This window comes from Streptomyces sp. JN8, from assembly GCF_055808075.1.
Map to the genome: position 1 here is coordinate 7,123,228 of NZ_CM147852.1, position 24,207 is coordinate 7,147,434.

At 75.8% G+C, this 24,207-nt stretch carries 24 protein-coding genes and 2 pseudogenes; 9 read left to right on the forward strand and 17 right to left on the reverse strand.

The genetic code is table 11. The features are described from left to right. The first annotated feature begins 186 nt into the window (after positions 1–186). A complete protein-coding gene (locus ACY0MR_RS31535; protein ID WP_473561935.1) occupies positions 187–1,659 on the forward strand; it encodes a geranylgeranyl reductase family protein in 1,473 nt (490 codons plus the stop codon). A 97-nt stretch (positions 1,660–1,756) separates the two neighbouring features. Here ACY0MR_RS31535 and ACY0MR_RS31540 read toward each other — a convergent pair whose 3' ends face one another. Further along, a complete protein-coding gene (locus tag ACY0MR_RS31540) occupies positions 1,757–2,251 on the reverse strand; it encodes a nitroreductase family deazaflavin-dependent oxidoreductase (protein ID WP_388796487.1) in 495 nt (164 codons plus the stop codon). A gap of 224 nt (positions 2,252–2,475) precedes the next feature. On the opposite strand from ACY0MR_RS31540, the gene ACY0MR_RS31545 reads away from it, so the two are divergent. Next, the gene (locus ACY0MR_RS31545; RefSeq protein WP_404083094.1) at positions 2,476–3,171 is read left to right on the forward strand and encodes a TetR/AcrR family transcriptional regulator; all 696 of its coding nucleotides are present in this window, start codon (positions 2,476–2,478) and stop codon (positions 3,169–3,171) included. A gap of 842 nt (positions 3,172–4,013) precedes the next feature. Here the strand turns inward: ACY0MR_RS31545 and ACY0MR_RS31550 are convergent. From ACY0MR_RS31550 to ACY0MR_RS31560, 3 genes and pseudogenes are all read right to left on the reverse strand, one after another. Then, positions 4,014–4,172 (reverse strand): annotated as a pseudogene (locus tag ACY0MR_RS31550) (MFS transporter); the annotation flags it as partial. A 129-nt stretch (positions 4,173–4,301) separates the two neighbouring features. Beyond that, positions 4,302–5,075 carry a maleylpyruvate isomerase family mycothiol-dependent enzyme gene (locus ACY0MR_RS31555; RefSeq protein ID WP_473556715.1) on the reverse strand — a complete coding sequence of 258 codons (774 nt, stop codon included), beginning with the start codon at positions 5,073–5,075 and terminating at the stop codon, positions 4,302–4,304. 35 nt (positions 5,076–5,110) lie between these two features. Beyond that, positions 5,111–6,337: an MFS transporter gene (locus ACY0MR_RS31560; RefSeq protein ID WP_404083106.1), complete on the reverse strand. Its 1,227-nt coding sequence runs from the start codon at positions 6,335–6,337 to the stop codon at positions 5,111–5,113. A gap of 285 nt (positions 6,338–6,622) precedes the next feature. Here ACY0MR_RS31560 and ACY0MR_RS31565 point away from each other — a divergent pair, with 285 nt between their 5' ends. Together ACY0MR_RS31565 and ACY0MR_RS31570 are read left to right on the forward strand one after the other, a co-directional pair. Next, a complete protein-coding gene (locus ACY0MR_RS31565; protein ID WP_388796505.1) occupies positions 6,623–6,856 on the forward strand; it encodes a hypothetical protein in 234 nt (77 codons plus the stop codon). Positions 6,857–7,469: 613 nt separating this feature from the next. Further along, the gene (locus tag ACY0MR_RS31570; RefSeq protein WP_361861784.1) at positions 7,470–8,696 is read left to right on the forward strand and encodes an ROK family protein; all 1,227 of its coding nucleotides are present in this window, start codon (positions 7,470–7,472) and stop codon (positions 8,694–8,696) included. A 21-nt stretch (positions 8,697–8,717) separates the two neighbouring features. Here the strand turns inward: ACY0MR_RS31570 and ACY0MR_RS31575 are convergent, their stop codons facing one another. Together ACY0MR_RS31575 and ACY0MR_RS31580 are read right to left on the reverse strand one after the other, a co-directional pair. Then, entirely contained in the window at positions 8,718–9,191 is a 474-nt protein-coding gene (locus tag ACY0MR_RS31575; protein WP_451061352.1) for an SRPBCC family protein, read from the reverse strand. 93 nt (positions 9,192–9,284) lie between these two features. Beyond that, positions 9,285–9,695 (reverse strand): hypothetical protein, encoded by a 411-nt coding sequence (locus ACY0MR_RS31580; RefSeq protein WP_392862572.1) that lies wholly within the window; start codon positions 9,693–9,695, stop codon positions 9,285–9,287. A 106-nt stretch (positions 9,696–9,801) separates the two neighbouring features. Here ACY0MR_RS31580 and ACY0MR_RS31585 point away from each other — a divergent pair, with 106 nt between their 5' ends. Continuing rightward, entirely contained in the window at positions 9,802–10,572 is a 771-nt protein-coding gene (locus ACY0MR_RS31585) for an SAM-dependent methyltransferase (RefSeq protein ID WP_473556719.1), read from the forward strand. A 46-nt stretch (positions 10,573–10,618) separates the two neighbouring features. On the opposite strand, the gene ACY0MR_RS31590 is transcribed toward ACY0MR_RS31585, so the two are convergent. Then, a complete protein-coding gene (locus tag ACY0MR_RS31590) occupies positions 10,619–11,221 on the reverse strand; it encodes a DUF4865 family protein (RefSeq protein ID WP_404083114.1) in 603 nt (200 codons plus the stop codon). 56 nt (positions 11,222–11,277) lie between these two features. Further along, positions 11,278–11,862 carry a TetR/AcrR family transcriptional regulator gene (locus tag ACY0MR_RS31595; protein WP_404083116.1) on the reverse strand — a complete coding sequence of 195 codons (585 nt, stop codon included), beginning with the start codon at positions 11,860–11,862 and terminating at the stop codon, positions 11,278–11,280. Positions 11,863–12,064: 202 nt separating this feature from the next. On the opposite strand from ACY0MR_RS31595, the gene ACY0MR_RS31600 reads away from it, so the two are divergent. Beyond that, a complete protein-coding gene (locus ACY0MR_RS31600; RefSeq protein ID WP_473556722.1) occupies positions 12,065–12,364 on the forward strand; it encodes an SHOCT domain-containing protein in 300 nt (99 codons plus the stop codon). Continuing rightward, positions 12,361–12,546: pseudogene (locus ACY0MR_RS31605) on the forward strand (hypothetical protein); the annotation flags it as partial. The gene ACY0MR_RS31600 and the pseudogene ACY0MR_RS31605, both read left to right, overlap by 4 nt. On the opposite strand, the gene ACY0MR_RS31610 reads toward ACY0MR_RS31605, so the two are convergent. Both ACY0MR_RS31610 and ACY0MR_RS31615 read right to left on the reverse strand, forming a co-directional pair. Continuing rightward, positions 12,518–13,138 (reverse strand): ATP-binding protein, encoded by a 621-nt coding sequence (locus tag ACY0MR_RS31610; protein WP_473556725.1) that lies wholly within the window; start codon positions 13,136–13,138, stop codon positions 12,518–12,520. The pseudogene ACY0MR_RS31605 and the gene ACY0MR_RS31610 overlap by 29 nt on opposite strands. A 250-nt stretch (positions 13,139–13,388) precedes the next feature. Beyond that, positions 13,389–13,709 (reverse strand): hypothetical protein, encoded by a 321-nt coding sequence (locus tag ACY0MR_RS31615; RefSeq protein WP_404083122.1) that lies wholly within the window; start codon positions 13,707–13,709, stop codon positions 13,389–13,391. Positions 13,710–13,896: 187 nt separating this feature from the next. Between ACY0MR_RS31615 and cds1 the strand changes: the two genes are divergently transcribed. Beyond that, positions 13,897–15,039, forward strand: coding sequence for an L-cysteine desulfhydrase Cds1 (gene cds1 / locus ACY0MR_RS31620; protein ID WP_473556727.1), 1,143 nt, complete (start codon positions 13,897–13,899; stop codon positions 15,037–15,039). On the opposite strand, the gene ACY0MR_RS31625 is transcribed toward cds1, so the two are convergent. From ACY0MR_RS31625 to ACY0MR_RS31635, 3 genes are all read right to left on the reverse strand, one after another. Next, positions 14,999–15,499: an SRPBCC family protein gene (locus ACY0MR_RS31625; RefSeq protein ID WP_388796531.1), complete on the reverse strand. Its 501-nt coding sequence runs from the start codon at positions 15,497–15,499 to the stop codon at positions 14,999–15,001. The two genes, cds1 and ACY0MR_RS31625, sit on opposite strands and share 41 nt — an antisense overlap. A 96-nt stretch (positions 15,500–15,595) precedes the next feature. Further along, the gene (locus ACY0MR_RS31630; protein WP_388796534.1) at positions 15,596–16,036 is read right to left on the reverse strand and encodes an SRPBCC family protein; all 441 of its coding nucleotides are present in this window, start codon (positions 16,034–16,036) and stop codon (positions 15,596–15,598) included. Further along, positions 16,033–16,860 carry a DeoR/GlpR family DNA-binding transcription regulator gene (locus ACY0MR_RS31635; protein ID WP_388796537.1) on the reverse strand — a complete coding sequence of 276 codons (828 nt, stop codon included), beginning with the start codon at positions 16,858–16,860 and terminating at the stop codon, positions 16,033–16,035. Before ACY0MR_RS31635 ends, ACY0MR_RS31630 begins: the two co-directional genes overlap by 4 nt. Before the next feature lie 134 nt (positions 16,861–16,994). Between ACY0MR_RS31635 and ACY0MR_RS31640 the strand changes: the two genes are divergently transcribed. Further along, the gene (locus tag ACY0MR_RS31640) at positions 16,995–19,409 is read left to right on the forward strand and encodes a hypothetical protein (RefSeq protein WP_473556730.1); all 2,415 of its coding nucleotides are present in this window, start codon (positions 16,995–16,997) and stop codon (positions 19,407–19,409) included. Here the strand turns inward: ACY0MR_RS31640 and ACY0MR_RS31645 are convergent. From ACY0MR_RS31645 to ACY0MR_RS31660, 4 genes are all read right to left on the reverse strand, one after another. Then, entirely contained in the window at positions 19,379–21,784 is a 2,406-nt protein-coding gene (locus ACY0MR_RS31645; protein ID WP_361856329.1) for a right-handed parallel beta-helix repeat-containing protein, read from the reverse strand. The genes ACY0MR_RS31640 and ACY0MR_RS31645 overlap by 31 nt on opposite strands. A gap of 237 nt (positions 21,785–22,021) precedes the next feature. Continuing rightward, positions 22,022–22,630 carry an Rv1733c family protein gene (locus ACY0MR_RS31650; RefSeq protein ID WP_473556732.1) on the reverse strand — a complete coding sequence of 203 codons (609 nt, stop codon included), beginning with the start codon at positions 22,628–22,630 and terminating at the stop codon, positions 22,022–22,024. Positions 22,631–22,802: 172 nt separating this feature from the next. Then, the gene (locus ACY0MR_RS31655) at positions 22,803–23,627 is read right to left on the reverse strand and encodes an MOSC domain-containing protein (protein WP_473556735.1); all 825 of its coding nucleotides are present in this window, start codon (positions 23,625–23,627) and stop codon (positions 22,803–22,805) included. 55 nt (positions 23,628–23,682) lie between these two features. Then, a complete protein-coding gene (locus ACY0MR_RS31660; protein WP_388796552.1) occupies positions 23,683–24,186 on the reverse strand; it encodes a DUF6643 family protein in 504 nt (167 codons plus the stop codon). Positions 24,187–24,207: the final 21 nt, after the last annotated feature.

A 24,207-nucleotide genomic window follows, 5' to 3' on the forward strand; every position in this document is an offset into this window, starting at 1 on the left:
CGGTCGGATCAGGAGCAGAAGGACATCGTGAGCAGCGAGCAAGCGGAGAACGCCGGTCCGGAGAACACCGCGCCCGGGGGCGCGGCTCCCGAGGGCCTCACGGACGCCGTGCCGGACGAGCCCGCGGGCGCCGCGGACTCCCCGGCGCCGGACGCCGGAGCCCCGGCCGAGGAGGCCCCGGACGTCGTGGCCGCCGCGGCCTCCCCGGAGGACGCGGACGACGCGGACACCGAGGTCTGGGACGTCGTCGTGGTCGGCGCGGGACCCGGCGGCGCGTCCGCGGCCTACGCGGCCGCGGTGGCCGGCCGGCGGGTGCTGCTCCTGGAGAAGTCCGAGCTGCCCCGGTACAAGACGTGCGGCGGCGGCATCATCGGCCCGTCCCGCGACTGCCTGCCGCCCGGCTTCGAACTGCCCCTCCAGGACCGGGTGCACGCCGTCACCTTCTCCCTGGACGGCCGCTTCGCCCGGACGCGCCGCTCGCGGAAGATGCTCTTCGGGCTCATCAACCGGCCGGAGTTCGACGCCCAGCTGGTCGAGCACGCGCAGAAGGCCGGCGCGGAGCTGCGGACCGGCGTCACGGTGACCCGGGTGGAGCAGCACGGCCCGGCGGTGCCGGACCGGCGGACGGTCGCCGTGGTCCTGGCGGACGGCGAGACCGTGCTGGCCCGCGCGGTCGTCGGCGCCGACGGCAGTGCCAGCCGCATAGGCGCGCACGTCGGGGTGAAGCTCGGTCAGGTCGACCTCGGCCTGGAGGCCGAGATCCCCGTCCCGCCGTCCGTGGCCGAGGACTGGAAGGGCCGTGTCCTCATCGACTGGGGTCCGATGCCCGGCAGTTACGGGTGGGTCTTCCCGAAGGGCGACACCCTGACGGTCGGCGTCATCTCGGCCCGCGGCGAGGGCGCCGCCACCAAGCGGTACATGGAGGACTTCGTCGCGCGGCTCGGGCTCTCCGGCTTCGAGCCGACGATCTCCTCGGGCCACCTGACGCGCTGCCGCACGGACGACTCGCCGCTCTCCCGCGGCCGGGTCCTGGTCTGCGGCGACGCGGCCGGGCTCCTGGAGCCGTGGACCCGCGAGGGCATCTCGTACGCGCTCCGCTCGGGTCGGCTGGCCGGCGAGTGGGCGGTGCGGGTCGCCGAGGCGAACGACGCGGTCGACGCCCGGCGCCAGGCGCTGAACTACGCCTTCGCCATCAAGGCGGGCCTCGGCGTCGAGATGGCCGTCGGACGGCGGATGCTCGCCGTCTTCGAGCGCCGGCCGGGACTGCTGCACGCGACCCTGACCGGGCTGCGCCCCGCCTGGAACGCTTTCGCCGACATCACCCGCGGCTCGGCGACGCTCGGCGGCATGGTCCGTTCGAACGGCATGGCGCGGCGGGCCCTGGAGATGCTCGACAAGCGCATGGACACCTCGTCGGGCGTCGGCCCGGCGGGCCGGGGCGTCGGCAGGGCCGAGCGCCCGGCGCCCGAGGGCGAAGGGGCCGTGGAGGCGCGGGACGGGGCGAGGGCCGGGGCCGTGGCGGACGCGGCGGCCGATCCGGCGGCGGAGGCGGAGCCGACGGCCGACGTGACGCCGGGAGCCGCTGCGGACGCGGGCGCGGAGCGGCCGGTCGAGGCCTCCGCGAAGCCCGAGGCCCCCGAGACCCCGGGAGCGGTCTGAGGGTTCGGACCGCGGGCGCGCACGGGCGCCCCGCGTCGGCGCGCGCCGACGCGCGTCGAGTGAGTGAGGCGGACGGGCTCCGCCGCTCCGGCCGGTTTCACGCGGCGGGAGTGGCGGGGCCCGTCGGCGTGATGCGGAAGACCGGGTGCTTCGGGGCGACGGCACGCAGCTCCTCGTCGGAGGAGTCGGGGCCGACGCCGCCGAAGAAGACGCCGACCTCGGCCTTCCAGCGCTTGAGGTAGGCGCGCAGCAGCACCGGCTTGTCGTCGTCGGCGACCTCGACGGCGGTGAAGTCCTGCACGTGCTTGCCGAGGATCAGCTGCCCGCCGCCGGCGGCCCGCATGTTGTGGGTCCACTGGACGTGGCCGCGGGGGGCCACGAGGTAGCGCTCCCCGTCCACGGTCAGCAGGTTGACGGGGGTGCGGCGCCACTCGCCGCTCTTGCGGCCGCGGACGGCGAGGACACGGGAGCCCCAGACGCTGATGCCGCGCCGGGTCGCCCAGGCGACCGTGGGGTTGAGGACGTTCACGGTGAACCAGCCGGGCTTCATGACGTGGGCGGCGGGGGTGGAGCCGGTGGGCCGTGCGGACATGGTTCCTCCTGCGGACGTCCGGTACCGGGGCGGTGCCGGGGTGGCGTGGGCGGTGCGGGGCGGGGCCGGTGCGGGTGGTGCCGGGCGAGGGCGGGGCGACGACCCTGGGAAGCAAAGTGTGAGCACTGCTCTCGCTTGGTTCGAGTGTGCGGGAAAGGGCGCTCACATTCAAGAGCAGTGCTCTCATTTCGTATCGGCGATCCGAAAGTGGCACACTGCTCTCCATGACGACCGTCCGAGGAGCCCGCGCCCGCGCCCGCATCGAGATCACCGCCGCCATCAAGGACGAGGCACGCACCCAGCTGGCCGCCGAGGGCGCCGCCAAGCTGTCCCTGCGGGCCGTCGCCCGGGAGCTGGGCATGGTCTCCTCCGCCCTCTACCGCTACTTCCCCAGCCGCGACGACCTCCTCACCGCCCTGATCGTCGACGCGTACGACGCGATCGGCGCCGCCGCGGAGGAGGCCGCCACCGGCGCCGCCGGGCAGCGCCCCCTCGACCGGTGGACCGCCGTCTGCCGGGCCGTCCGCGCCTGGGCCGTGGCCCACCCCCACGAGTACGCCCTGATCTACGGCTCTCCGGTCCCCGGCTACCGCGCGCCCCAGGACACGGTCGTCCCCGCCGCCCGCGTCGGTCTCGTCCTCATCGAGACGGCGCGGAGCGCGCACGCGGGGGAGGGCGTCGCCCCGCCCCCGCTCCCGGAGGGGCTCCGCCCCGAGGCCGCGCGCCTCGCCGCCGACGTCGCCCCGGACCTCCCCCCGGCCCTCGCCGTCGCGCTCGTGGCCGCCTGGTCCCAGCTCTTCGGGCTGGTCTCCTTCGAGGTGTTCGGACACTTCCACAACGTCGTCGAGGACCGCGAGACCTTCTTCGTGACGGCGGCCCGCCGCCTCGGTCAGGACGTGGGACTGCTCCCGCGGGGCTGAGACCGGGCGACGGACACCCCGCACGGGCCGACCACCGTCTACTCCGCCGGGAGTACGGGTGACCACCCCGTCGGGCTGACGTCCGCACGGGTGCCGCGCGGTCAGCGTGGCGGACATGGATCAAGAGCGGAGGCGGGAGCCGGGGAACGGGCCCGCCGGCCCGACGCCGACGACGCGCGCGCCCGGCGGGCGGCGGACGCGTGAACGCCAGGCGCGCCCGGCCCGGGCCGCCGGTCGCGCGATGGGCCGATGGCAGCGCGGAGCCGGCGACGGCGGCCTGCCCTGGCGGTCCACGGTCCTCATCGGCGTTGTCGTGATGGCGGGGACGAGTTTCGCCACCGCCGCCCAACCCGACCGGGAGGCCCTCGACGCGCTCGGGCGCGCCCTGCTGCTCCTCGGCGCGGCGCCCCTCCTCCTCCGTCACCGGCGGCCGGTGGCGGTGGTGTTCGGCGTCGCGGCCGTCACCCTCGGCTACCTCCTGGCCGGTTACCCGTACGGGCCGGTGTTCGCCCTGGTCGCCGTCGCCTGCTTCGCGGCCGTCGTGCACGGGCACCGGACCGCGGCGGCCTGGGCTCTCGGCCTGCTGTGGGCCGGGCATCTGCTGCTCTCGCACTGGCTGTACCGGTGGCTGCCCCCGGCGGGGGACGGTCCGGCCCCCTGGGGGCAGGAGCTGCCCGCGGCCGCGTTCGCCGTCGCCGTGCTCGCGGCCTCCGAGACCGTCCGCGTGCGCCGTGAGCAGCGGGCGCAGCTGCGGGCCGACCGGGCCGCCGCCGAGCGGCGGCGCTCCCGGCGGGTGAGCCGCCGGCGGCCGCGCCGCTCGCGGGCTCCGCGACCGTGCCGCTCGCGGACGGCGCGGAGCGGGCCACGACGACCGACGCTTCGAACGGCCGTTCCCGTCGGGTCCGCAGGCCCGGCAGGGTGACGAGCAGCCCGGCCAGCGCGATGACGGTGACGACGGCGAGGCCCGGCCGGAAGTCGTCGAGGACGGCCTGCGGGGACGCGGTGAGGACCGGCGCGGCGTCCAGGTGAAGCTGACGGAGAAGGGGCTTGCCCGGCACGCCGAGGTCAAGCCGATCCAGCGCGAGGTGCTGACCCGGATGCTGGACGGGGCGGTCTGACCGCTCCCCGCCTCAGGACCAGGTGATCGCGGAGGTCTCGCGCCACAGCCGGGCGAGATCCTCGTCGCCGGCGAGCGTCACGGCGTCGACGGGCAGCCGGTTCCACAGCACGAGGTACAGCCGCCCTGCGGGCCCGGAGAGTTCGGTGTCCGCCGGCCCCTCGGCGGCGTTCCGCTCGGTGCGCGGCGGCTCGTCCGCCGAGAGCCGTACGGTCCACACGTCTCCCGTGTCGGTCGCGCGCACCCGCAGCGTCCGCGGCCCGGCGGTCCGCACCCGGCTGCGCTCCCGCGCGTGGAAGCGGAGCAGCAGCTCGTCGATGCCGTCCACGGCGACCGGCGGCGCCACCGCTCCCGGCCCCGCGGCGAGCGCCGACTCGGCGTCCGCCCGGTGGACGGTGGTCTCGTGCGTCTGGCGCCGCGCCCAGAAGGCGAGCGGCGAGGGCGCGGGCAGGAAGGTCCAGCAGTCGAGGGAGGCGGGCGCCGCGCGCAGGGCGGCGACCAGGTCCGCGTGGCCCTCGCGGAAGTGGGTCAGCAGGGCGTCGCCGTCGAGCGTGGTCTCGCCCTCGCCCGGCCGGTACGTGGTGCGCGCGTGGACCACGAGGTCCGTCCCCCAGCGGTGCACCATCGAGACGTGCCGGAGGAGGTCCCGGATCCGCCAGCCGGGGCAGGTCGGCACCGCCGCGTCCGGCCCGGCCGCGGCCGCCGCGTCGCCGAGGGCCCGCCCGGCCGCCTCCAGGGCTTCGGTGTACTCGGCGGTGCTCGGCGTTCCTCCGTCGGCGGTGTCCATGGCCCGATTCTGGCAGCCGGGGGCGTGCCGCGCGGTCAACTCGGTCGGGCTGCTCCGGCGTTCCGCGCCCAGTAGCCCATGGCGGCCGCGCCGGCGGCGAGGACGGCGACGGTCGTGAGCGCCACCGGCAGGGAGAACCAGTCGGCGAGGAACCCGATCGACGGCGGGCCGAGCAGCATGCCTCCGTAGCCGAGCGTGGACGCGGTCGCCACGCCCCCGGGTCCGGCGACGGCGCCGGCGCGGGCCACGGCGACGGGGAAGATGTTGGCGAGCCCGAGGCCGGTGATCGCGAAGCCGAGGAGGGTGGCCCAGATGCTCGGCGCCAGCGCGCCGAGCAGCATCCCGGCGGCGGCGGTGGCCCCGCCCAGGACCAGGGTCCGGGTCTGGCCCAGGCGTTCGAGCAGGGCGGTGCCGGAGAGGCGTCCGGCGGTCATGGTCAGTGCGAACACGGAGTACCCGGCGGCGGCCACCCCCGGGTGTGCGCCGAGGTCCTGCTCCAGGTGGAGGGCCCCCCAGTCGGCGAGCGCTCCCTCGCCGTACGCCGTGCACAGCGCGATCACCCCGAAGACGAGCACGATCCGCCGCGATCCGCCGGACCGCCCGTCCCGTGGCCCGGCCGCGGGAGCCAGGGACTCGGGCGGCGGAGCGGGGGCGGGGTGGCGCAGGAGGACGGGCCCGGCGGCGGCCGTGAGCGCGAGTCCGACCACGGTCAGGCCGAGGAGGTGGGCGGTGGGGGACAGGCCGCCGGCGAGCAGTCCGCCGAGTCCCGCCCCGATCACGCCGCCGAGGCTGAACGCGGCGTGGAAGCCGGGCATCACCGGCCGCCGGAGCGCGGTCACGAGGTCGACGGCCGCGCTGTTCATGGCGACGTTGATCCCGCCGTACGCGGCCCCGAACACGAGCAGGACGAGGCCGAGGGCGAGCGGCGACCGGGTCAGCGCGGGCAGGGAGACCGACAGGGACAGGAGTACGGCGGTGGCCACGGTGACGGCGTGCGAGCCGTAGCGGCGGCAGAGCCGTCCGGTCAGCGTCATGGTGACGACGGCGCCGGCGGAGACCCCGAGCAGGGCCAGGCCGAGGTCGCCGGCCGAGGCGCCGGTCTGCTGCTTGACGGCGGGGATCCGGACGACCCAGCCGGCGAACAGGAAGCCGTCGAGGGCGAAGAAGAGGGTCAGGGCGACGCGGAGGCGGGACAGGGGGTGGGTGGCGGTGTCTCCGCCGGAGCCCCCCGAGACCGTCCGTACTTTGTTTAGTAGCGGCACAAACTCAGGATAGGGGGATCCTCCCGCCGCAATCAAGCGAGCGGTCGCCGGACGCCGGGCGGGACGCACGCGGGCGTGACGGCCGTCCGGGTGACAAAGGCCAGGTCATCGCGGTGGGGCCGGTGCCCAACGGGCCGTTGGAGAGCATCGTTTCTGCGCGAGCGCGGCCCCGGGAGCGGGCTGCCCGGCATTGGAGTGAGACGCCGTGTCTCGCCTTTTCCGCAGGCGTTTGACCGGCAGACGAGCACCTTCCGGCACGTCATTCCGAGATCTTGAGGAGTAGCTATGCGTTCTCTCGCCGCGTCTGTCCTGGCCGTGGGCATCCTGCTGGGCGGCGCCGGTGGCGCGCTCGCCAACGACGGATTCGGAGCGGGGTACTTCTCCGCCGGCGGCGCGGGCTTCAGCTCGCACTGCGCGGTGGCCGGCGTCCCGGCCGTGTACGGAACGATCTTCACGGGCTCCTGCTCGGAGAAGGCCTGGGAGAAGGGCCCCGAGGGCGCCTTCCTCGGCGCGCACTGACCCGGCGCCGCAGTCGGCCCGGGCGGGGCGCAGGCCCCGCCCGGGCCGCCGTGCTGCGGGGGCGGCTCGCACCGGAGCACGGAGCACGGAGCACGTCGCGTCGGGGGCGGCCGGACGGGGAATCCGGCCGCCCCGCACGCACGGCCCCGGCGGACGCACGGGACGGGGCGGCCGGGGCACGGCGCCACGGGCGCGACCGCGGCCGGCGGGCGGCCCGGACTCCGTCCGTGACCGGCCGTCCGTGTCCGGCCGTCCGTGTCCGGCCGTCCGTGTCCGGCCGTCCGTGTCCGGCCGTCCGTGTCCGGCCGTTCGTGACCGGCCGACCGCGGCCGTCGGGATGACCGGACTCCGTCTCCCGACCGGGTCCCCGGCCGTCGGCCCCGAACGCCGGCCCCGGTGCGGGAACCCTGCCGGCCGGAGGCCCAGACCTCGTCCCCCCCGGCCAGGCGCCTCCCGGACGGTCGTCGACCCCGTAGATCCGCCGACCCGCGGCGGCGCACCGGCGGACTCGGGGTCTCCCGGCCGGGCGCGGGTGTCGTCCCCGGGTGCGGCCGGCCCCGGGCGGGGCGGCCAGGGGGACGGCCCACCCTCCGATCATGGGAGACTCCACCCCATGAACGGCAAGGCGACGACGACCCGGACACGGCTGGACAGGGGGCGCAACGCGCTCGGCCCCGCGCTGGAGCTGGTGCACACCGGCAGGGCTCCGACCAGGGCCGTCCTCACCGCCGAGCTGGGCGTCACCCGGGCCACGGCCGGCGCGGTCGCCGCCGAACTGGAGGCCCTCGGCCTCATCCGCGTGGACTCCAACCCCGGCGCCGCCGCGGGGTCCCAGGGCCGCCCCTCCCACCGCCTCGCCGTCGACGAGAAGGGCCCCGTCGCCCTCGCCGCCCAGGTCCACGCCGACGGCTTCCGCGCCGCGCTCGTCGGCCTCGGCGGCACCATCGTGGCCACCGTCCCCGGCTGCGTCACCGTCTCCGCCGACCCCGCCCAGGTCCTCGGCGAGGTCGTCGAGGCCGGGGTCGCCCTGCTCAGGGACAGCGGCCGCCGCTGCGTCGGCGCCGGGCTCGCCGCCCCCTCCGCCGTGGCGGAGCCCGAGGGCACCGCGCTGAACCCGCTGCACCTCGCCTGGCCCGCCGGCGCGCAGGTCCGCGAGATCTTCGCCGAGCGGGTACGGGCCGCCGGCATCGACGGCCCCGCCTTCACCGGCAACGACGTGAACCTCGCCGCCCTGGCCGAGCACCGCCACGGCGCCGGCCGCGGAGCCCGCGACCTGCTCTGCGTGGCCACCGGCCACCGGGGCGTCGGCGGCGCGCTCGTCCTCGACGGGCGCCTGCACACCGGAAGCGCGGGCCTCGCCCTGGAGGTCGGCCACCTCACGGTCAACCCGGAGGGCCGTCCCTGCCACTGCGGCAGCCGCGGCTGCCTGGACGTCGAGACCGACCCGCTCGCCTTCCTCACGGCGGCGGGCCGTGCCCCCGGGCCCGAGGTGTCCCTGCTCCAGCAGTCCCGGGACCTGCTGCGCACCAGCCCCGACGACCCGGGCGTACGGGTCGCGGTGGGGGAGCTGATCGACCGTCTGGGCCTCGGTCTCGCGGGCCTGGTAAACATCCTCAATCCGGACCGGATCATCCTCGGCGGGCTCCACCGCGAGCTCCTCGACGCCGACCCGGAGCGCCTGCGTGCCGTCGTCGCCGACCGGAGCCTGTGGGGCCGCAGCGGCGGCGTACCGATCCTCCCCTGCACCCTCGACCACAACAGCCTCGTCGGCGCGGCCGAGCTGGCGTGGCAGCCGGTCCTGGACGACCCGCTGGCCGCGCTCGGCCGCGAGCCGGTCTGACCTGCGCCGCGACCCGGGCGGTCACGCCCCCGGGTCGGGCCGCCCCTCGGCCAGCGCGGCCAGCCGGTCCAGGGCGGTCCGCGTACCGGCCTCGTTGTCGGCGGCGGGCACGCCGTCGGGCACCCCCTCGTGCAGGAGGACCACCTCCGTGCCGCCCTCCAGGGCGATCAGGGTCGTGGTGAGGGTCATGGGCCCCTGGAGCTCCGGGTCCGAGGTCTCGAACTCGGTGATCTCGACGACCCGTTCGTCCGGGAGCAGTTCCACGAAGCGCCCGTGGTACGTGTCGGTGCGGGCCCCCGACTTGCCCGTGCCGTCGGCGGTGCCGTAGGTGAGGGAGACCCGGAAGGTCCCCCCTTCGCGCGCGTCGAACGCGTGGACCTCGCAGCTCATGCCGTACGGCACGCGCCATCGGGCGACGGCGTCGGGATCGAGCAGCGCCCGGTAGACGGCCGAGGGCGGGGCGGCGACATGGCGGGACACGCGCGTGGTGTACACGGCTCCCACGCTAGGCGGAATCCCTCCCCGACGCGAGACACTGCGCCCCGGAACCCCTCGCGGCCGCCGGCCGGGCGGGTCGGCCGCGGACCGCTACCGGTCGACCTCCACGGGAACACCGCCGCGCCGCAACCGGCCGCCGAGGAACTCCATCTCCGCCGCCGTGCCCTCCAGCCCCTCCCGGCTCAGCTCCTCGACCAGCTCACGGGCCCGCGGCAGCGACACCGACAGGACCTCCCGCAGGACCTTCCACGCCGGGACCCGCGAGGGCAGGGGGCCGACCAGCCGCAACCGGACCGGTCCGTGGGCGGCGAGCAGCGCCGCGCGGACGTCGTCGGGCACCGGCTCCGGCCCCGCGTGCTCGCACAGGGCGGCGCCGCAGGCCCCACAGGAGAACTCCGCGTCCCACCACAGCACGTCGTGGAGCACGAACTGGTTCACCCGGCGCACCGCCGCGCTCCCGCACGCGCACCGCACCGCGATCTCCGCCGTCCGACCCGTCACCGCCACCCCCTCGCTGCCGCTCCTCGCCCCGGTGCCCGGTCGCGGACCGTCGCCCGGTGCGATATCCCGTGGTCCGGGGTGCGCCGACACCGTACCGTTCCCCTCCATGATCTCTTCCGAATCCGGTCCTCCTCCGCGTCTCGGCGGTCTCACCTTCCACGGCCCGCTCTCCGAGGCCCGCGCCGCCCGCATGGTCGGGCGGCTCGCCGCCCTGGAGCCCGCCGACGTGCTCGACATCGGCTGCGGCTGGGGCGAGTTGCTGCTCCGCGTCGTGGCGGCGGCGCCGTCCGCCTCCGGCACCGGCATCGACGTCGACGGCGAGGATCTCGCCCGCGGCCGGGCCCTCGCCGAGGCCCGTGGCCTCGGCGACCGCGTCGCGTTCGTCGAGGAGTCGGCGCTCGGCACCGGCCGGGGCCCCGCCGACGTGGTGCTCTGCCACGGATCGAGCCAGGCCCTCTCCGACCCCGGACAGCCGCACGACCTCGCCGCCGCACTGGGCGAACTCCGCCGTCTCGTCCGGCCCGGAGGGCACGTGGTGCTCGGGGAGTGCTTCTGGGAGCGCCCGCCCACGGACGAGGAGCTGGCCGGCATGTGGCCCGGCGCGCACGAGGGGGAGCACACCTCCCTCGGCGCCCTGGTGGACCTGGCGGTCGCGGCGGGGTTCCGGCCCGCGTGGATCGAGACGGCGACGGCGGAGGAGTGGGAGGAGTTCGAGTCGGGCTACCGCTACGGCACCGAACGGTGGCTCGCCGCCCACCCCGACCACCCGCTCGCCGCGGAGACCCGCGCGCGCGTCGACCGGCAGCGCTCCACCTGGGTGAACGGCTACCGCCGCGTCCTCGGCATGGCCTACCTGACGCTCGTCGCCGTCGCCTGACGGCGGGGCGGCGGCCCGCCGGGGCCGGCTCCCCGACGCCCCCGGCTCACCACTGCCGGCCCGTCCCCAGCCGGTCGCGGTCCGGCGCGGACAGGTGGAGCACGCGATAGCGCTCGCCCTCCTCGGCGGCCGGCTCCGGCCCGGCGGGCCGCCCGGCCCCGGCCCACAGGGTGAAGGCCAGCAGCTCCCAGTGGCGCGGATCGACCGCCAGGGCGGACGCCACCACCCCGTCCCGCCGCGCCTCGCGCGCGTGCCGGGCCAGGGCGTCCTCCACGGCCCGGCCGGGCGCGACGCCCTCACCGAGCGGCGTCCTGCGACGCGTCGCCGTGGCCGGCACCGTCCCGGACGCGGGCCCCTCCTCGTACGCCAAGCCCGTCCAGTGCTGCACCACCGGCCGGCCGAAGTCGTCCACGATGCCCTGGAAACCCGGGCCCCAGAGGAAGGAGTTCATGCCCTCGGGAGCGGCCCAGAGGTAGAAGGGCGCGTACTGGTTCACCGGCGACCCCTCCCCGCGCTCCCGCACCAGGTACGCCTTCAGGCCGAGCCCGGGGAAGGCGTCGAGCAGACGGCCCCGGGTGGCCACCCGCTCCTCGATGATTCCCATGTCGTAGTCGGCGGGCAGGGTGATCTCGTACTGCATGACGTGCACGGAAGGCTCCCGTCGTCGCGGGTGGAGGGGTGTCGGGGCCGGCGCGCGGGCCGCGGTCAGTGCCCGGGGGTACGGGGGGCCAGCAGGCCGAGCAGTCCGCGCACCGCGCGGTCGAAGGAGTCCCGCGTCCCCGCCGCGCGCGCCGAGACGTAACCGCCCTGCACGGTCGCCAGGATGGTCGCGGCCACGTCCTCGGCGTCGAGCGGGGCGCCGAACTCGCCGTCGTCCAGGCCCTCCTGGACGACGGCGGCGAGCCGTGCGCGCACCCGCCCGAGCACCTCGTCGACCGGTGCCCGCAGGACGGGGTCGGCGACGACCTCGGGGTCCATGGTCAGCCGGCCCACCGGGCAGCCCCGCAGCACGTCCCGCTCCCGCAGCAGATACGCCTCGACGCGGGAGTACGCCGTGCCGCCGCCGCCCAGCACGGCCTCCACCTCGGCGCCCAGGTCCTCGGCCGTCCGCCGGATCGCGGCGAGCGCCAGGTCGGACTTGCCCGCGAAGTGGTGGTACATGCTGCCCTGACCCGCGCCCGCCGCCTGCTGCACGGCCTTGGGGCTGGTCCCCACGTACCCCCGGTCCCACAGGAGTGCGCGGGTCGCCTCGATCAGTCGCTCCGGGGTGCTCATGACCGCACTGTACATACCAGTAGGTACAGAACGGAAGCAGGGGGCGGAGCCCCGGCGTACTCCCCGTGTCGTACACGCGGTGCCGCTGCCCGTACGACGCGCCGGGACCCGGTCCGGAGGGAGTCTCGGAGCACGGAGCAAGACCACCGCAGCGCACCGGCCGAGGCGCTCCCGCCACGGGGCCGCCGGCCGCGGTGCACCGAGGAGCTGAAACCCCATGAACACACTCGCGCACACGGGCCCCGGCCCGTGGGTCCTCTTCTTCCCCCTCGTCTGGGCGGCGGCGATCGTCGGCATCGTCGCGGTCGCCCGCCGCGCCGGACTGCGCCGCGGGCGCGGCCCGTGGCGCGACGGCGGACCCGGCCGTTCCGACGGACCCGCCGGCGACTCGCCCATCGCCCTCCTCGGCCACCGCTTCGCCGCCGGGGAGATCGACGAGGACGAGTACTGGCGCCGGCTGACCGTCCTGGAGGAGCAGTTCGGCCGGCGTCCCGACACCGGGGGGAAGCGGGCATGACCGCCACCGGGACGCACCTCCGGACCGCCCCCGCCGCCGTCCGTGTCGTCGACGCCGTCGAGGTCTACGGGCGCGGCGGCACGGAGGTCAGGGCCCTCGACGGGGTGAGCGTGGACTTCCCCTGGGCGGGGCCCGCGCGGGTGGGCCGGTTCGTCAGCCCGCGCGGCCCGCCGGCACCCGGCGGGCCGTCGCGACGGCGGTCGCCGGGGCGAGGACGGGGGCCGGGGCGGCGGCCGGTTCGGCCGGAGCGCTGAGCGGGACGCCCGGGAAGGGCGCGTACGCGGGGAAGAGGCCGTCGGCGACGGGGACGTACACGGCGCCGGCGCGGGTCTCGGCCGGGGCGGCGGGCGGCGGCGCGGCGAGCGTGAACCACACCACCTTGCCGTCGGCTCCGCACGGGCGGACGCCCCAACTCTCGCTGAGCGCGCCGACGATGGCGAGGCCGCGACCGGAGGTGGCCAGCTCCTCGCCCGGGTCGTACGCGTCGAGGGGGTCCTGGCAGGCGACCGCCTCCGGTATGCGGGGGTCGTGGTCGCGGACGGAGACCGTGAGGCGGTCGAGCAGGAGCTCGATCTCGACGGTGCACCGCTTGTCCGGCCGGGCGTGCCGGTGGACGTTCGTCAGAAGCTCGGTGACACCGAGCACGGCATGGTCGACCAGCGCGTCGAGCTGCCAGTGGCGAAGATGGGCGGAAACGATTCTGCGGATCTGTCCGATCCGCGACGGCAGGGCCTGGAGCTCCACCGCGTAATACCTGCTCGGCTCGCTGATCACGGCTGCGACTCCCCGAAGTAGTCCGGAAGAAGACGAAGATTCGGATCTCACATGCGGTACAGCAGGGTGGTGGACTGAGCTCAGTGTCACCACCGGTCAACCCTCGGTGAGGTGCTACCAGCCTGGACCAGCGGTGAACCTCCCGCAACTCACGGCGACCCGCGGCCCTCGGCGGCCCCGGCCGCGGCTCGGGGAGGCCGGGCGGCCCGCGGTTCCGCGCGGCGGCCCCGGCGCGGCCCCGCCGTGCAGGTCAGCGGCGTCGGGCCGCCCGCTTCAGGGCTGCCAGGAAGCGCCCCGACCCCTCGGCCCGGTCGGGGCCCTCGTCGCCGCCGTCCTTGTGCAGGGTGAGCCGGTAGCGCGTGCCGTTCACGGTGGCCACCGCCTCGTCGGGTTTCGCGAACCAGGGGCGGCCGGCCCGGACCGCGGTCACCGGCGCGCTGTCGATCTCGCTGCCGTAGCTCGTGAGGAGGGCGAGCCGCCCGTCCTCGATCCGCACCTCGCCGGCGCGCGTCAGCGAACGCGGCCAGCGGTCGATCCGCACGCGCCTGGCGCTGAACTCGGGTTCCGACATGCCGATCCGCCCCTTTCACCCGGTTGCCGCCTCCAGTGTGCCGGGCCGTCGCGGCCTGCGCCAGAGGCCCTTTCCGACGGCGTCCTCAAGTCATCCCTATGGACAGTCAAAGGAAACGTTTGCCCAGGTGGGAGGGGTATTGTCGGCAGTGGGGGAGTACGCGGGACGTGATCGAGGAGAAGCGCGCATGAGCACCACCGGGAACAGCGTGGAGAGCGGTGTCGCCGCGGCGGCGGTGACCGTGGACGTCGACCGCTCCGATCCGGCCTACCGGTCCTGGCTCAAGGAGGCCGTCCGCAAGGTCCAGGCCGACGCCAACCGCTCGGCCGACACGCACCTGCTGCGGTTCCCGCTCCCCGAGAAGTGGGGCATCGACCTCTACCTCAAGGACGAGTCCACCCACCCCACCGGCAGCCTCAAGCACCGCCTCGCCCGCTCCCTCTTCCTGTACGGGCTCTGCAACGGCTGGATCCGGCCCGTAAAGCCCGTCATCGAGGCCTCCAGCGGCTCGACCGCGGTCTCCGAGGCGTACTTCGCCAAGCTGATCGGCGTCCCCTTCATCGCGGTGATGCCCCGGACGACCAGCCCCGAGAAGTGCCGGCTGATCGAATTCCACGGCGGGCAGTGCCACTTCGTCGACGACTCGCGGACCATGTACGAGGAGGCCGCCGCACTCGCCGAGCGCACCGGCGGCCACTACATGGACCAGTTCACGTACGCGGAGCGGGCCACCGACTGGCGCGGCAACAACAACATCGCCGAATCGATGTACCAGCAGCTCAGGTTGGAGCGCTACCCGACGCCCGCCTGGATCGTGGCCACCGCGGGCACCGGCGGCACCTCGGCCACCATCGCCCGCTACGTCCACTACATGCAGCACGACACCCGCATCTGCGTCGCCGACCCCGAGAACTCCTGCTTCTTCGACGGCTGGACGCACCACGACCCGCACGCCACCGCCGACTGCGGCTCGCGGATCGAGGGCATCGGCCGCCCCCGGATGGAGCCGAGCTTCGTGCCCGGGGCCGTCGACCGGATGATGAAGGTGCCCGACGCGGCCAGCGTCGCCGCCGTCCGCGCCCTGGAGTCCGCGATCGGCCGCAAGGCGGGCGGCTCCACCGGCACCGGCCTGTGGAGCGCCTTCAAGATCATCGCCGAGATGGTCGCCCACGAGCGGACCGGCAGTGTCGTCACCCTGATCTGCGACGGCGGCGAGCGGTACCTCGACAAGTACTACTCCGACGACTGGCTCGCCTCGCAGGGCCTGGACATCGGCCCGTACAGCGCCGCTATCGAACGCTTCCTGGCGACGGGGGCCTGGCCGGAGTGAGCCGCCGGTCGAGCCGGCGTGCGGCGTCCCGGAAGGACAGCCCCACACCCGGCCCCGCGAGGCGCAGGGCCAGCCGGAACGGCGGGGCGCCGTCGGCGGCCATGACCCACCGCAGCCGGGTGCCCCGGCCGGCGGGGGAGAGGGTCCACTCCTCCGCGAGGGCCGCCATGCCGGGCGCGTTGGTCGAGTCGACCCGGTAGGCGTACCGGGTGTCGGGCTCGGCGGCGAGGATCGTCTCCTCGAAGACGATCCCGCCCCGGAGGCGCACCGTACGGCCCGCGCCGTCGGCCGACGGGACGGCCGAGGCCACCGCCGTGAACCAGGAGGGCATGCTGCCCACCTCCACGGCGAGGGACCGGTAGACGGTCGGCGGCGGGGCGGCGAGCGTCGCCGAGAAGACCAGACGGACGGGTGCGGACGCGGTGAAGTCGAGCTCCACCGGCCTCAGTCGGCGTGCCATGGACCAACCCTCCCCAGGAAGGAACCGGACGGAAGCGAAAGGGCACCCTAGCTGACGCGTTGTCAACAGCACAGGGGGTGCGGAGGGTGGCCCGCCTCACCCGTCCCGCAGCAGCCCGTCCACCGCCCGGCCGAACAGGGTCCGCCCCGCCAGGCCGAGCACCGGGTCGAGGACCCGCGGCACGCCCCGCACCGTCAGCTCCTCCGTCCACACCACCCGGCTCCCGCCGTGCGGCGCCCCGTACACCTCCACGAGCGCCCAGCCCCGCACCACCCGACCGGACTTCTCCAGGCGGCACACCCCCGGCCGACCGGCCTCCGGCGGCTCCCAGCGCACGACCTCCATCGGGTCGTCGAAGGACAGCCGGCCGATGCCGGTACGGGCCGTGAAGCGGGTCCCCGTCCGGTTCGGGCCCGGGGTCAGGACCCTCGTCCGGGTCAGCGGCACCTGCCGCCCGTGCGCCGGCCAGTCCGTGAGCCTGCGCCACACCTCCTCCGGAGCCGGTGACACGGTCCGCTCGACCCGGAAGAGGCTCATGCCTGCTCCTCGCCCGCCACCGCGAGCCCCGGCAGGTGCTCCGCGACCTCGGTCCGCACCTCCTCGGGCAGCCCCCGGTCCGTCACCCAGGTGTCGACCTCGTCCAGACCGGCGAACGAACTCAGCCCCACCGTGCCCCACTTGGTGTGGTCGGCCACCACCACGACCCGGCGCGCCGACCGCATCAGGCAGCCGTTCGTCTCGGCCTCCGCCAGGTTCGGCGTCGAGAGCCCCGCCTCCACCGAGATGCCGTGCACCCCGAGGAACAGCAGGTCGAAGTGGAGCGAGCGGACCGCCCGGTCCGCCACCGGTCCCACCAGGGCGTCGGACGGCGTGCGCACCCCGCCCGTGAGGACGACGGTGGCCGCCCCGCGCCGCGATTCCCCGCCGCCCCCGCTCAGTTGGGCCTCGTGGAAGACGTCCGCGACCCGGACCGAGTTCGTCACCACCGTCAGGTCCGGCACCTCCAGCAGATGCCGCGCCAGGGCGTACGTCGTGGTGCCGCCGGACAGGGCGATCGCGCTGCCCGGGGCGACCATTCCCGCCGCCGCCCGGGCGATCTCGTCCTTGGCGCTCGGTTCGAGCACCGACTTGGCCTCGAAACCCGGCTCGTGGGTACTCGCCTCGACCACCGGAACGGCCCCGCCGTGCACCTTCGCCAGCATGCCCTGCCGGGCCAGCGCGTCCAGGTCGCGACGGATCGTCATGTCCGAGACGCTGAGGCGCCGGGTCAGCTCGTTGACCCGTACACCGCCGCGCCGCCGTACCTCGTCGAGGATCAGGGCGCGCCGCTGCTCCGCGAGGAGGTTCTGGTTGTCAGTCACCGCCGGGGCCGGTCCTTCCGCAGGGGACAAGGGGATGGGTGTCGGATTCGGTGAGGAACGGTGCGCGGGCGCACCTTCGTCCGCGATCCTGGTGCCGACGTCGCATCTTCCCACTCTGAGAGGAAGTCCCCTCAGTGTCCCCTGCCACACCCGCTCCGGAGAGCGGCGGCGCGGCGCTCGAACTCCTCGTCCACGGAGTCGGCGGAGCCACCCCCCAGGACATGCTCGACGACCCGAGGACCGTACGGATCACCGGCGACCGGACCGCCGCGATGCACCGGCGCGCCGAGGACCTGGACGCCGAGGACCACCCGGAGCGGTACGCCGCCCGCCCGGTCCCGGAGGCGTACGTCTGGTCCAACCTGACCTCGGGCGACGGCGCCCGCGCCCTGTGGCTGCTCCTGCTGCCCTTCATGGTCGCCAACCTCGCGCACTGGATGCGCCCGCCGTCCCGGGGCCGCCCGGGCCTCGTCCGGCTCTACGGGGTCCTCGTCCGGCTCGTCGCCCTCACCCTCACCGTGCTGCTCACCGCCGCGGCCTGCGAGGTCGCGCTCGACCTGACGGCCTGGCAGTGCGCCGCGAGCGCCGCCTGCACCGACGCGTACTCCTGGCTCGGCTTCCTCTCCGAGGCCCGGGGCGGCTGGTGGTCGGCGCCCGGCCGCCGCCTCGCCCTCGCCGCCCTGGTGCCGACCCTGCTGGTCGGCCTCCTCTGGTACCTGTCGAACCGGACGTGGAGCGCCTACGAGGCCCAGCGGCCGCCCACCGGGTACGACGAACCCGGCGCGCCGTCCTCGGCCGGGTCCGCCGACACCGAGAGCGCGGACCGCGGCGACGAGGGCCCCGGCCCGGTCGGACCGCGGCCGGCCCTCGGGCGCCCCGGGTTCTGGTACGGACGCCGGCTCGTGGCGCGCCTCCGGGCCGCCCACACCGCCGCCGGGTTCCTCACCGTCGCCGCCGCCCTCGCCACGGCCGCCGCCCGGCACGACGCCACCGCCCCGGGCGCCGGCGCCGTCCTCGGCCGGGCCCTCCTGGCCGCCGTGGCCGCCCTCGCGCTGCTCGTCCTCTGGGTCGTCTGCCGCCGCGGCCGCAGCGAGCGCCGCCTCGACTTCCGCGTCGAACGCGCCCTCGTGTCCTGGCTGCCCGGCGCCTCGCTCGCCGTGCTGGCGCTCGCCGTCCTGTACGCGGGCTGGGCGCGGCCCGGCTGGACCTCCGCGGGGGCGCTCCCCGGCAACAACGCCGCCTTCGGCGGGCTCACCCTCGCCCAGGGCGCCCTCGTCGTGACCCTCGGCGTCGTCGCCGTGCTCCTCCAGCGGCCCCGGGCGGACAGCGGCCGGACCGCGCTCCGCGGGCTCGGCGGCCCCGCCGTCGCCATGCTCGCCTGCGCCCTCGCCGGGGTGATGTCGGGCGGCGTCGCGCAGCGCGTCGCCGACTGGCTCGACGGGCCCGCCACGCCCGGCATGGGCGACCGGGGTCCCAGGATCGGCCCGCCCGTCCTGCTCAGCTGGCAGGCCTCGGTCATCCCCGTCCTGCTCCTGCTGCTGCTCGTCCCCGCCGTCCTCCTCGCCGTGCGGACCGTCCTCGCCGGACGGCGGCTGCGCGCCCTGGTCGAGGCCGACTACGCCGCGGCCGACGAGCGCGACCCCGTCCGCACCGGCCAGATCGCCGCCGGCCGGGCCCGGGCCTCGCTCACCGACTCGGCGCCCGTCCTCGTCGGCGTCGTCTCCGGGGCCACCCTCCTCCTCGGAGCGGGCTCCGTCGCCGGCGCCTGGGCCAGCGGGAACGTCCCCGGCCGGGCCTTCGACGGGGCCCACCCGGCGATCGCCTCGCTGGCCACCGCCACCCAGGCCATCGGCTCCTGGATGATCGGCTTCGGTTTCCTGCTCTTCGTCACCTGGGGGCGCCGCGCCTACCGCGACGCCTCCGCGCGCCGCACCATCGGCATCCTCTGGGACGTCGGCACCTTCTGGCCGCGCGCCGCCCACCCGTTCGCCCCGCCCTGCTACGCGGAACGGGCGGTGCCCGACCTGACCTGGCGGATGAGCTCCTGGACCAGGAGCACCGGCGGCCGGCTCGTCATCTCCGGGCACTCGCAGGGCAGTGTCCTCGCCGCCGCCGCGGTCTGGCAGCTGCCGCCCGCGACCCGCGGCCGGGTCGCGCTGCTCACCTACGGCTCACCGCTGGAGCGGCTCTACGGCCGCTGGTTCCCGGCCTACTTCGGCCCCGAGGCGCTCCGCGGGCTCAACCGCACGGTGCACTGCTGGACCAACCTCCACCGCGCCACCGATCCCATCGGCGGACCCGTGCGGGTCCCCGCCGAGGACGGCCGCCCGGCCGTCGACGCGGCGGTCCTGCTCGACCCGGTCGCCTACGGCCGCACCCGCGCGCACCCGCTCCCCGAACCCATCCTCGGCCACTCCGACTACCAGGCCGACCCGGCGTTCGCCCGGCGGCGGGGCGCCCTGCTCGACCGGCTGCCGCCGGCCGTGCCCCACCAGCGCGAGCCGAACCCGGCCGCGGATCAGGGGAGTTCGGGGAGATCCTCCGGATAGAGCAGGGTCAGGTCGTCGGTGCTCGCCTCGGCGAGCTCGGCGACCCGCCCCGCGTGCCGCTCCACCATCGACTCGAAGGTCTGCCGCGCCGTGCGCCCGTTGCCGAAGGCCGGGCCCTTGGGCAGCTTCGTGAAGTACGCGAGCAGCGCCTCGTCGGTGCCCGGGGCGAGACGGTACTCGTGCTCGTCCGCCTGCTGGCCCACGATGCGGAGCAGCTCGTCCGGCTCGTAGTCGCCGAAGGTGATGGTCCGCGAGAAGCGGGACGCCACACCGGGGTTGACGGTGAGGAAGCGCTCCATCTCCGCCGTGTAGCCGGCGACGATGACCACCACCGCGTCCCGGTGGTCCTCCATCAGCTTCACGAGCGTGTCGATCGCCTCACGGCCGAAGTCCCGGCCCGAGTCCTCGGGGGACAGCGCGTACGCCTCGTCGACGAACAGCACTCCGCCGCGCGCCCGGTCGAAGGCCTCCTGGGTGCGGATCGCGGTCGAGCCGATGTGCTCGCCCACCAGGTCGACCCGGGAGACCTCCACCAGGTGCCCGCGCTCCAGGACGCCGAGCGAGGCGAGGATCTCGCCGTACAGCCGGGCCACCGTGGTCTTTCCCGTGCCGGGGTTGCCCGTGAAGACCAGGTGCCGACGGACCGAGGCCGCCTTGAGCCCCGCCTCCTGGCGCCTGCGCCCCACCTCGATCATGTTGGTGAGGGTGCGCACCTCCAGCTTGACGCTGTCCAGGCCCACCAGCCCGTCCAGTTCGCCGAGGACGTCCTGCGAGGACCGGGCGTCCACGACCGGAGCGTCCGGGACCGGCGGGGCCGCCACGACGCGCGGTGCGGGGACCGTCCCGAGCAGGCCGCCCGTCTGGGTGGCCGTCAGGACCGTGCCGCCCTCGGGCACGGAGGAGCGGACCGCGCTCTCGTCGCTGGTGCAGTCCTCGGCGCTCGCGCCCTCCTCGGGGAACTCGTACCCGCCGCGGGCGCAGCGCTCCGTGCGGCACTTGCGCAGGGTGGTCCGGCAGCCGTCGGTGACGTGGAACCCGTATCCGCCGCTGCCCGTGACCCGGCAGCCGGTGAAGGAGCCGCGGCCCTCCGCCGACACGTAGAAGCCGGCCTCGGCGGGCGAGGTGACCGTGCACCGGTCGATCGTGGGGTCGGCGCCCTTGGTGACGATGACCCCGGTCTGCACGGAGTCGATGGTGCAGCCGCCGAGCGTGCCGCCGCTGCCGTGGTCCCGGAACCAGGCCCCCGTCGACGCCTCCCTGATCCGGCAGTCGTCGAGCTGCGCGGTGGCACCGTCGCTCACCGACACCGCGGTGTTCCGCACCTGCGACAGATCACTGTCGACGACGTCCACGCGCGACCCGCGGTCGAGGACGAACAGCGCGTCGGGCACGTCGTGCACCCGGCAGGCGTCGAGGACGGCGGTCGCCCCGTCGCTCACCCACACCGCCGGGTAGTCACCCGTGCTGTCGTGGATCTCGCACTGGTTGGCGTCCACCCGCGTCCCCGGGTCCCAGACCGAGAGGCCGTTGCGGCCGAAGCGGCGCACGGTGGACCGGGTGAGCGTGAGGACGGAGCGGGAGCGCAGGTCGACGGCGTTCTCCGGGACGTCGTGGATGTCGCAGTCGGAGAGCGTCAGCACCGCGTCGGTGTCGAGCGTGATGCCGTCCCCGGAGGTGCGGTGGACCGAGGAGTCGGAGAGGTGTGCGGTGGCGCGGGCCGCGATCTGGAGTCCGGCGCCCTTGATCTCGTACACCTCGCAGCCGACGCCCTCCAGCCCGCTGCCCTCGCCGGTGACGGCGATCCCGGCGCCGGAGGCGTGGTGGACCCGGCAGCGCTCGAACCGGGGGTGCGCGCCGCCCCGTACGGAGACGCCGGCCTGCCCGGCGGAGACCACCTCGCACTCCTCGAACACCCCGCCCGCCCCGTCGACCACGGCGATGCCGACCCCGGCGGGATTGTCGACGGTGCAGCGGCGGACCGTCGGCCGGGCCGTGCCCCGCACCTCGATCCCGGCCGCCGAGCGGGTCATGATCCGCAGGTCGAGGAGCTCGGGGGTGCCGTCCTCGACGAGGAGGGCCGGGGCGGCGACGTCCTGGCCCTCGATGTGGAGGTCCTGGACGGTGACGGAGGCGCGCAGCGTCAGCGGCACCCCGTCCGGCGGGGCGATCCGCACCGAGCCGATCGCGCCCTCGGGGCCGCGCAGGGTGACCGCCTGCCGCACCACGAGGTTCTCCCGGTAGGTGCCGGGGGCGATCGTGAGCACGTCGCCGTCCCCGGCCGCCTCGAGTGCGGCGGCGAGCGAGGGGTACTCACCCGTGCGGCGCCGCCACCGCGATGTGCCGGTGTGCGTCACCTGGACCGTGCCCTGTGCCATGGGTGTGTCCTGCCCCCGCCTCATGCCGTGCCGCTGATCCGATGCCCCACCGTAGCGCGCGCGGAGGCACCGGGTTGACGGGTCGTGGACGCGGGTGGGCACCCGTACGGGATGGGCACCGGGCTCATGTCACGCCCGGTCAGGGGACGGTCGCCGATGGTCGAGGTCGGTCGGGCTCGATCGGTCCGCGACCGCCGGGCGACAGGTCCCGCTCCGTGCCCGCGAGCCCTCGCGCCGTCAGCTGCCGGTCCCGGTGCGTCCCCAGTCGGGTCCGGCCGCCGCCCAGGCGCGGTCGAGGCGGGCGTACCGGGTCAGCACCAGGCGGCGCACGGCGAGCCGCCGGACCACCTCCACCAGGAGGCCGGCCGACAGGGCGGCGGTGAGACCGGCCACGATCGCGTGGGCGCGGGCGGTGTCCGCGCGCATCGGCGGGGAGACGGGGCGGCCGTCCCGGTCGGTCCAGAGGGGGAAGGCGGAGCCGGGGGCGGAGGTCCGCCGGGCCGTCGCCACGGTTCCCGTACGGGCCGACCCGTCGGGCGCCGTCCACGCGGCCACGACGGAGCGGCGCGACCGCTCCCCGCCGGCCGCCTCGGCGGTCCGGGCGGCGCCCGCGGGTCGGTCGGCGGCCACGAGGACCCGGGCCGTCGTCGGGTGGCGCTGCTCCTGCTGGGCGCGGACCGCGCGCTGCAGGGAGTCGTGCGCGGAGGCGCCGGCCGCCAGTCCGGTCAGGGGCACCACGAGGCAGAGCAGCACCACGGCCGTGAAGGCCACCCAGGCCTCGGCGAGATCGGTGGTCCGGCGCAGGGGGTTGTGCCGCCAGCGCCAGAGTCCGATGGCAGCGCGCACGCCGAACCCCCTCGTCCTCCACGGTCCTTCGACGAGTGTGCCCCGGGCGCGGGCTCCCCGCCCGTCGGGCCGGGAAAGTGTGACGGGGGTCCCGCCGTCGGAGGCGGGGCGGCCGGGCGCGACGGAAGGGCGGAGGGACGGGGGAGCGGTGGCCGGGGACGGCCGACCGGGCTCAGTCCAGGATCTTCACCTCGTCGCCGACCCGGACGGTGCCGGTGTGCTCGGGGACGAGGTTCTGGCCGAAGACGACCCGGCCGTCGCTCCTGCGGTGCCGGGCGAGGGTGCGCAGCGGTTCCTTGCCGCGCGCGGCGGTGACCTGGTCGGTGGTGGTGACGACGCAGCGCCCGCACGGGCGGGCGACGCGGAAGGAGACCTCACCCACGGCGAGGCGCGTCCAGCCGTCCTCGGCCCAGGGCGCGGTCCCCTCGACGACCAGGTTCGGCCGGAAGCGGTTCATCGGGAGGGGGCCCTCGTGGGCGTGGTCCCCCTGCTCGACGAGGGAGTTGAGGGCGTCGAGGGATGCCGTGGTGGTGACGAGCAGCGGATAGCCGTCCGCGAAGCTCACGGTCTCGCCGGGCAGCGCGTAGTCGGGGTCGACCGGGCGCCGGTGCTCGGGCGCGTCCATGTGCACGAGCCGGAACTCGCCCTCCAGAAAGGCCGAGAGCCAGCCGGCCGCCTCGGGGCCGGCCGGCACGGCTTCCACCGGCTTGTCGAAGATCTCGACCGTGACCGTGGACGAGGGGTGCGGTACCTCGACGGTCAGCGGCGCGTGACCCGGCGCGGAGAGGGCGATCGCTCCGCCGGGCAGCGGCTCCGCCGCGGCCAACGCCATCCGGGGGTGACGGCGTTGGGTCACGACCTTGTCCGCCGCGTCGACGACGGCCCAGCGGCGGTCTCCGGCCAGGCCCCAGGGCTGGACCTCGGCCTCGATGGCGGCCAGCGCGCGCATGGCCTTCACCGGATGGACGTGGACGGAGCGGAGCACAGGAGTCGGCATGCCGTCATCCTGCCAGCCGCTCCGGACCCGACGTCCGGCAGACGGTGAAAGCCGCTCAGTAGCCCCCGCCCTGGTAGGGGCGGTTGTACGGGTCCTCGTACTGCATCGGCGCGGGCGCCGGCCGGGGTGCGGCCGGACGCATCGCCTCGTACCCCGCGGGGGCGGGGCGCGGCGGCTGTGCGTACTGCCCCGCCTGGAAGCCGCGCGGGGCCGCCTGCTGCTGCGGGATGTACGGGGTGGGGGCGTGCTGCAGGGGCACGGGGGCCATCTGCTGCGCCGGCTGCGGGTATCCGTAGCCGTTGCCGTAGGAGGGCTGCGGGCCGGGAGCCGCCGGGAGGGCGGGCAGGGCCGCGGGGAGCGCCGGCAGGTAGGAGCCGCTGGAGGGGAAGCTGCTCCCGGTGGCCGGGAAGCCGCTGCCGGTGTCGTAGGCGGCGGGCACTCGGATCGGGGCGATCTGAGGCGTGCCCCGCTCCGCGACCAGGGAGTCGTAGATCGGGGTGTCCGGGAAGGACGGCGCGGTGTGGTAACCGCCTCCATAGGTGGAGCGGGGGGAGGTCATGGCACATAAGTTAAGCCCACG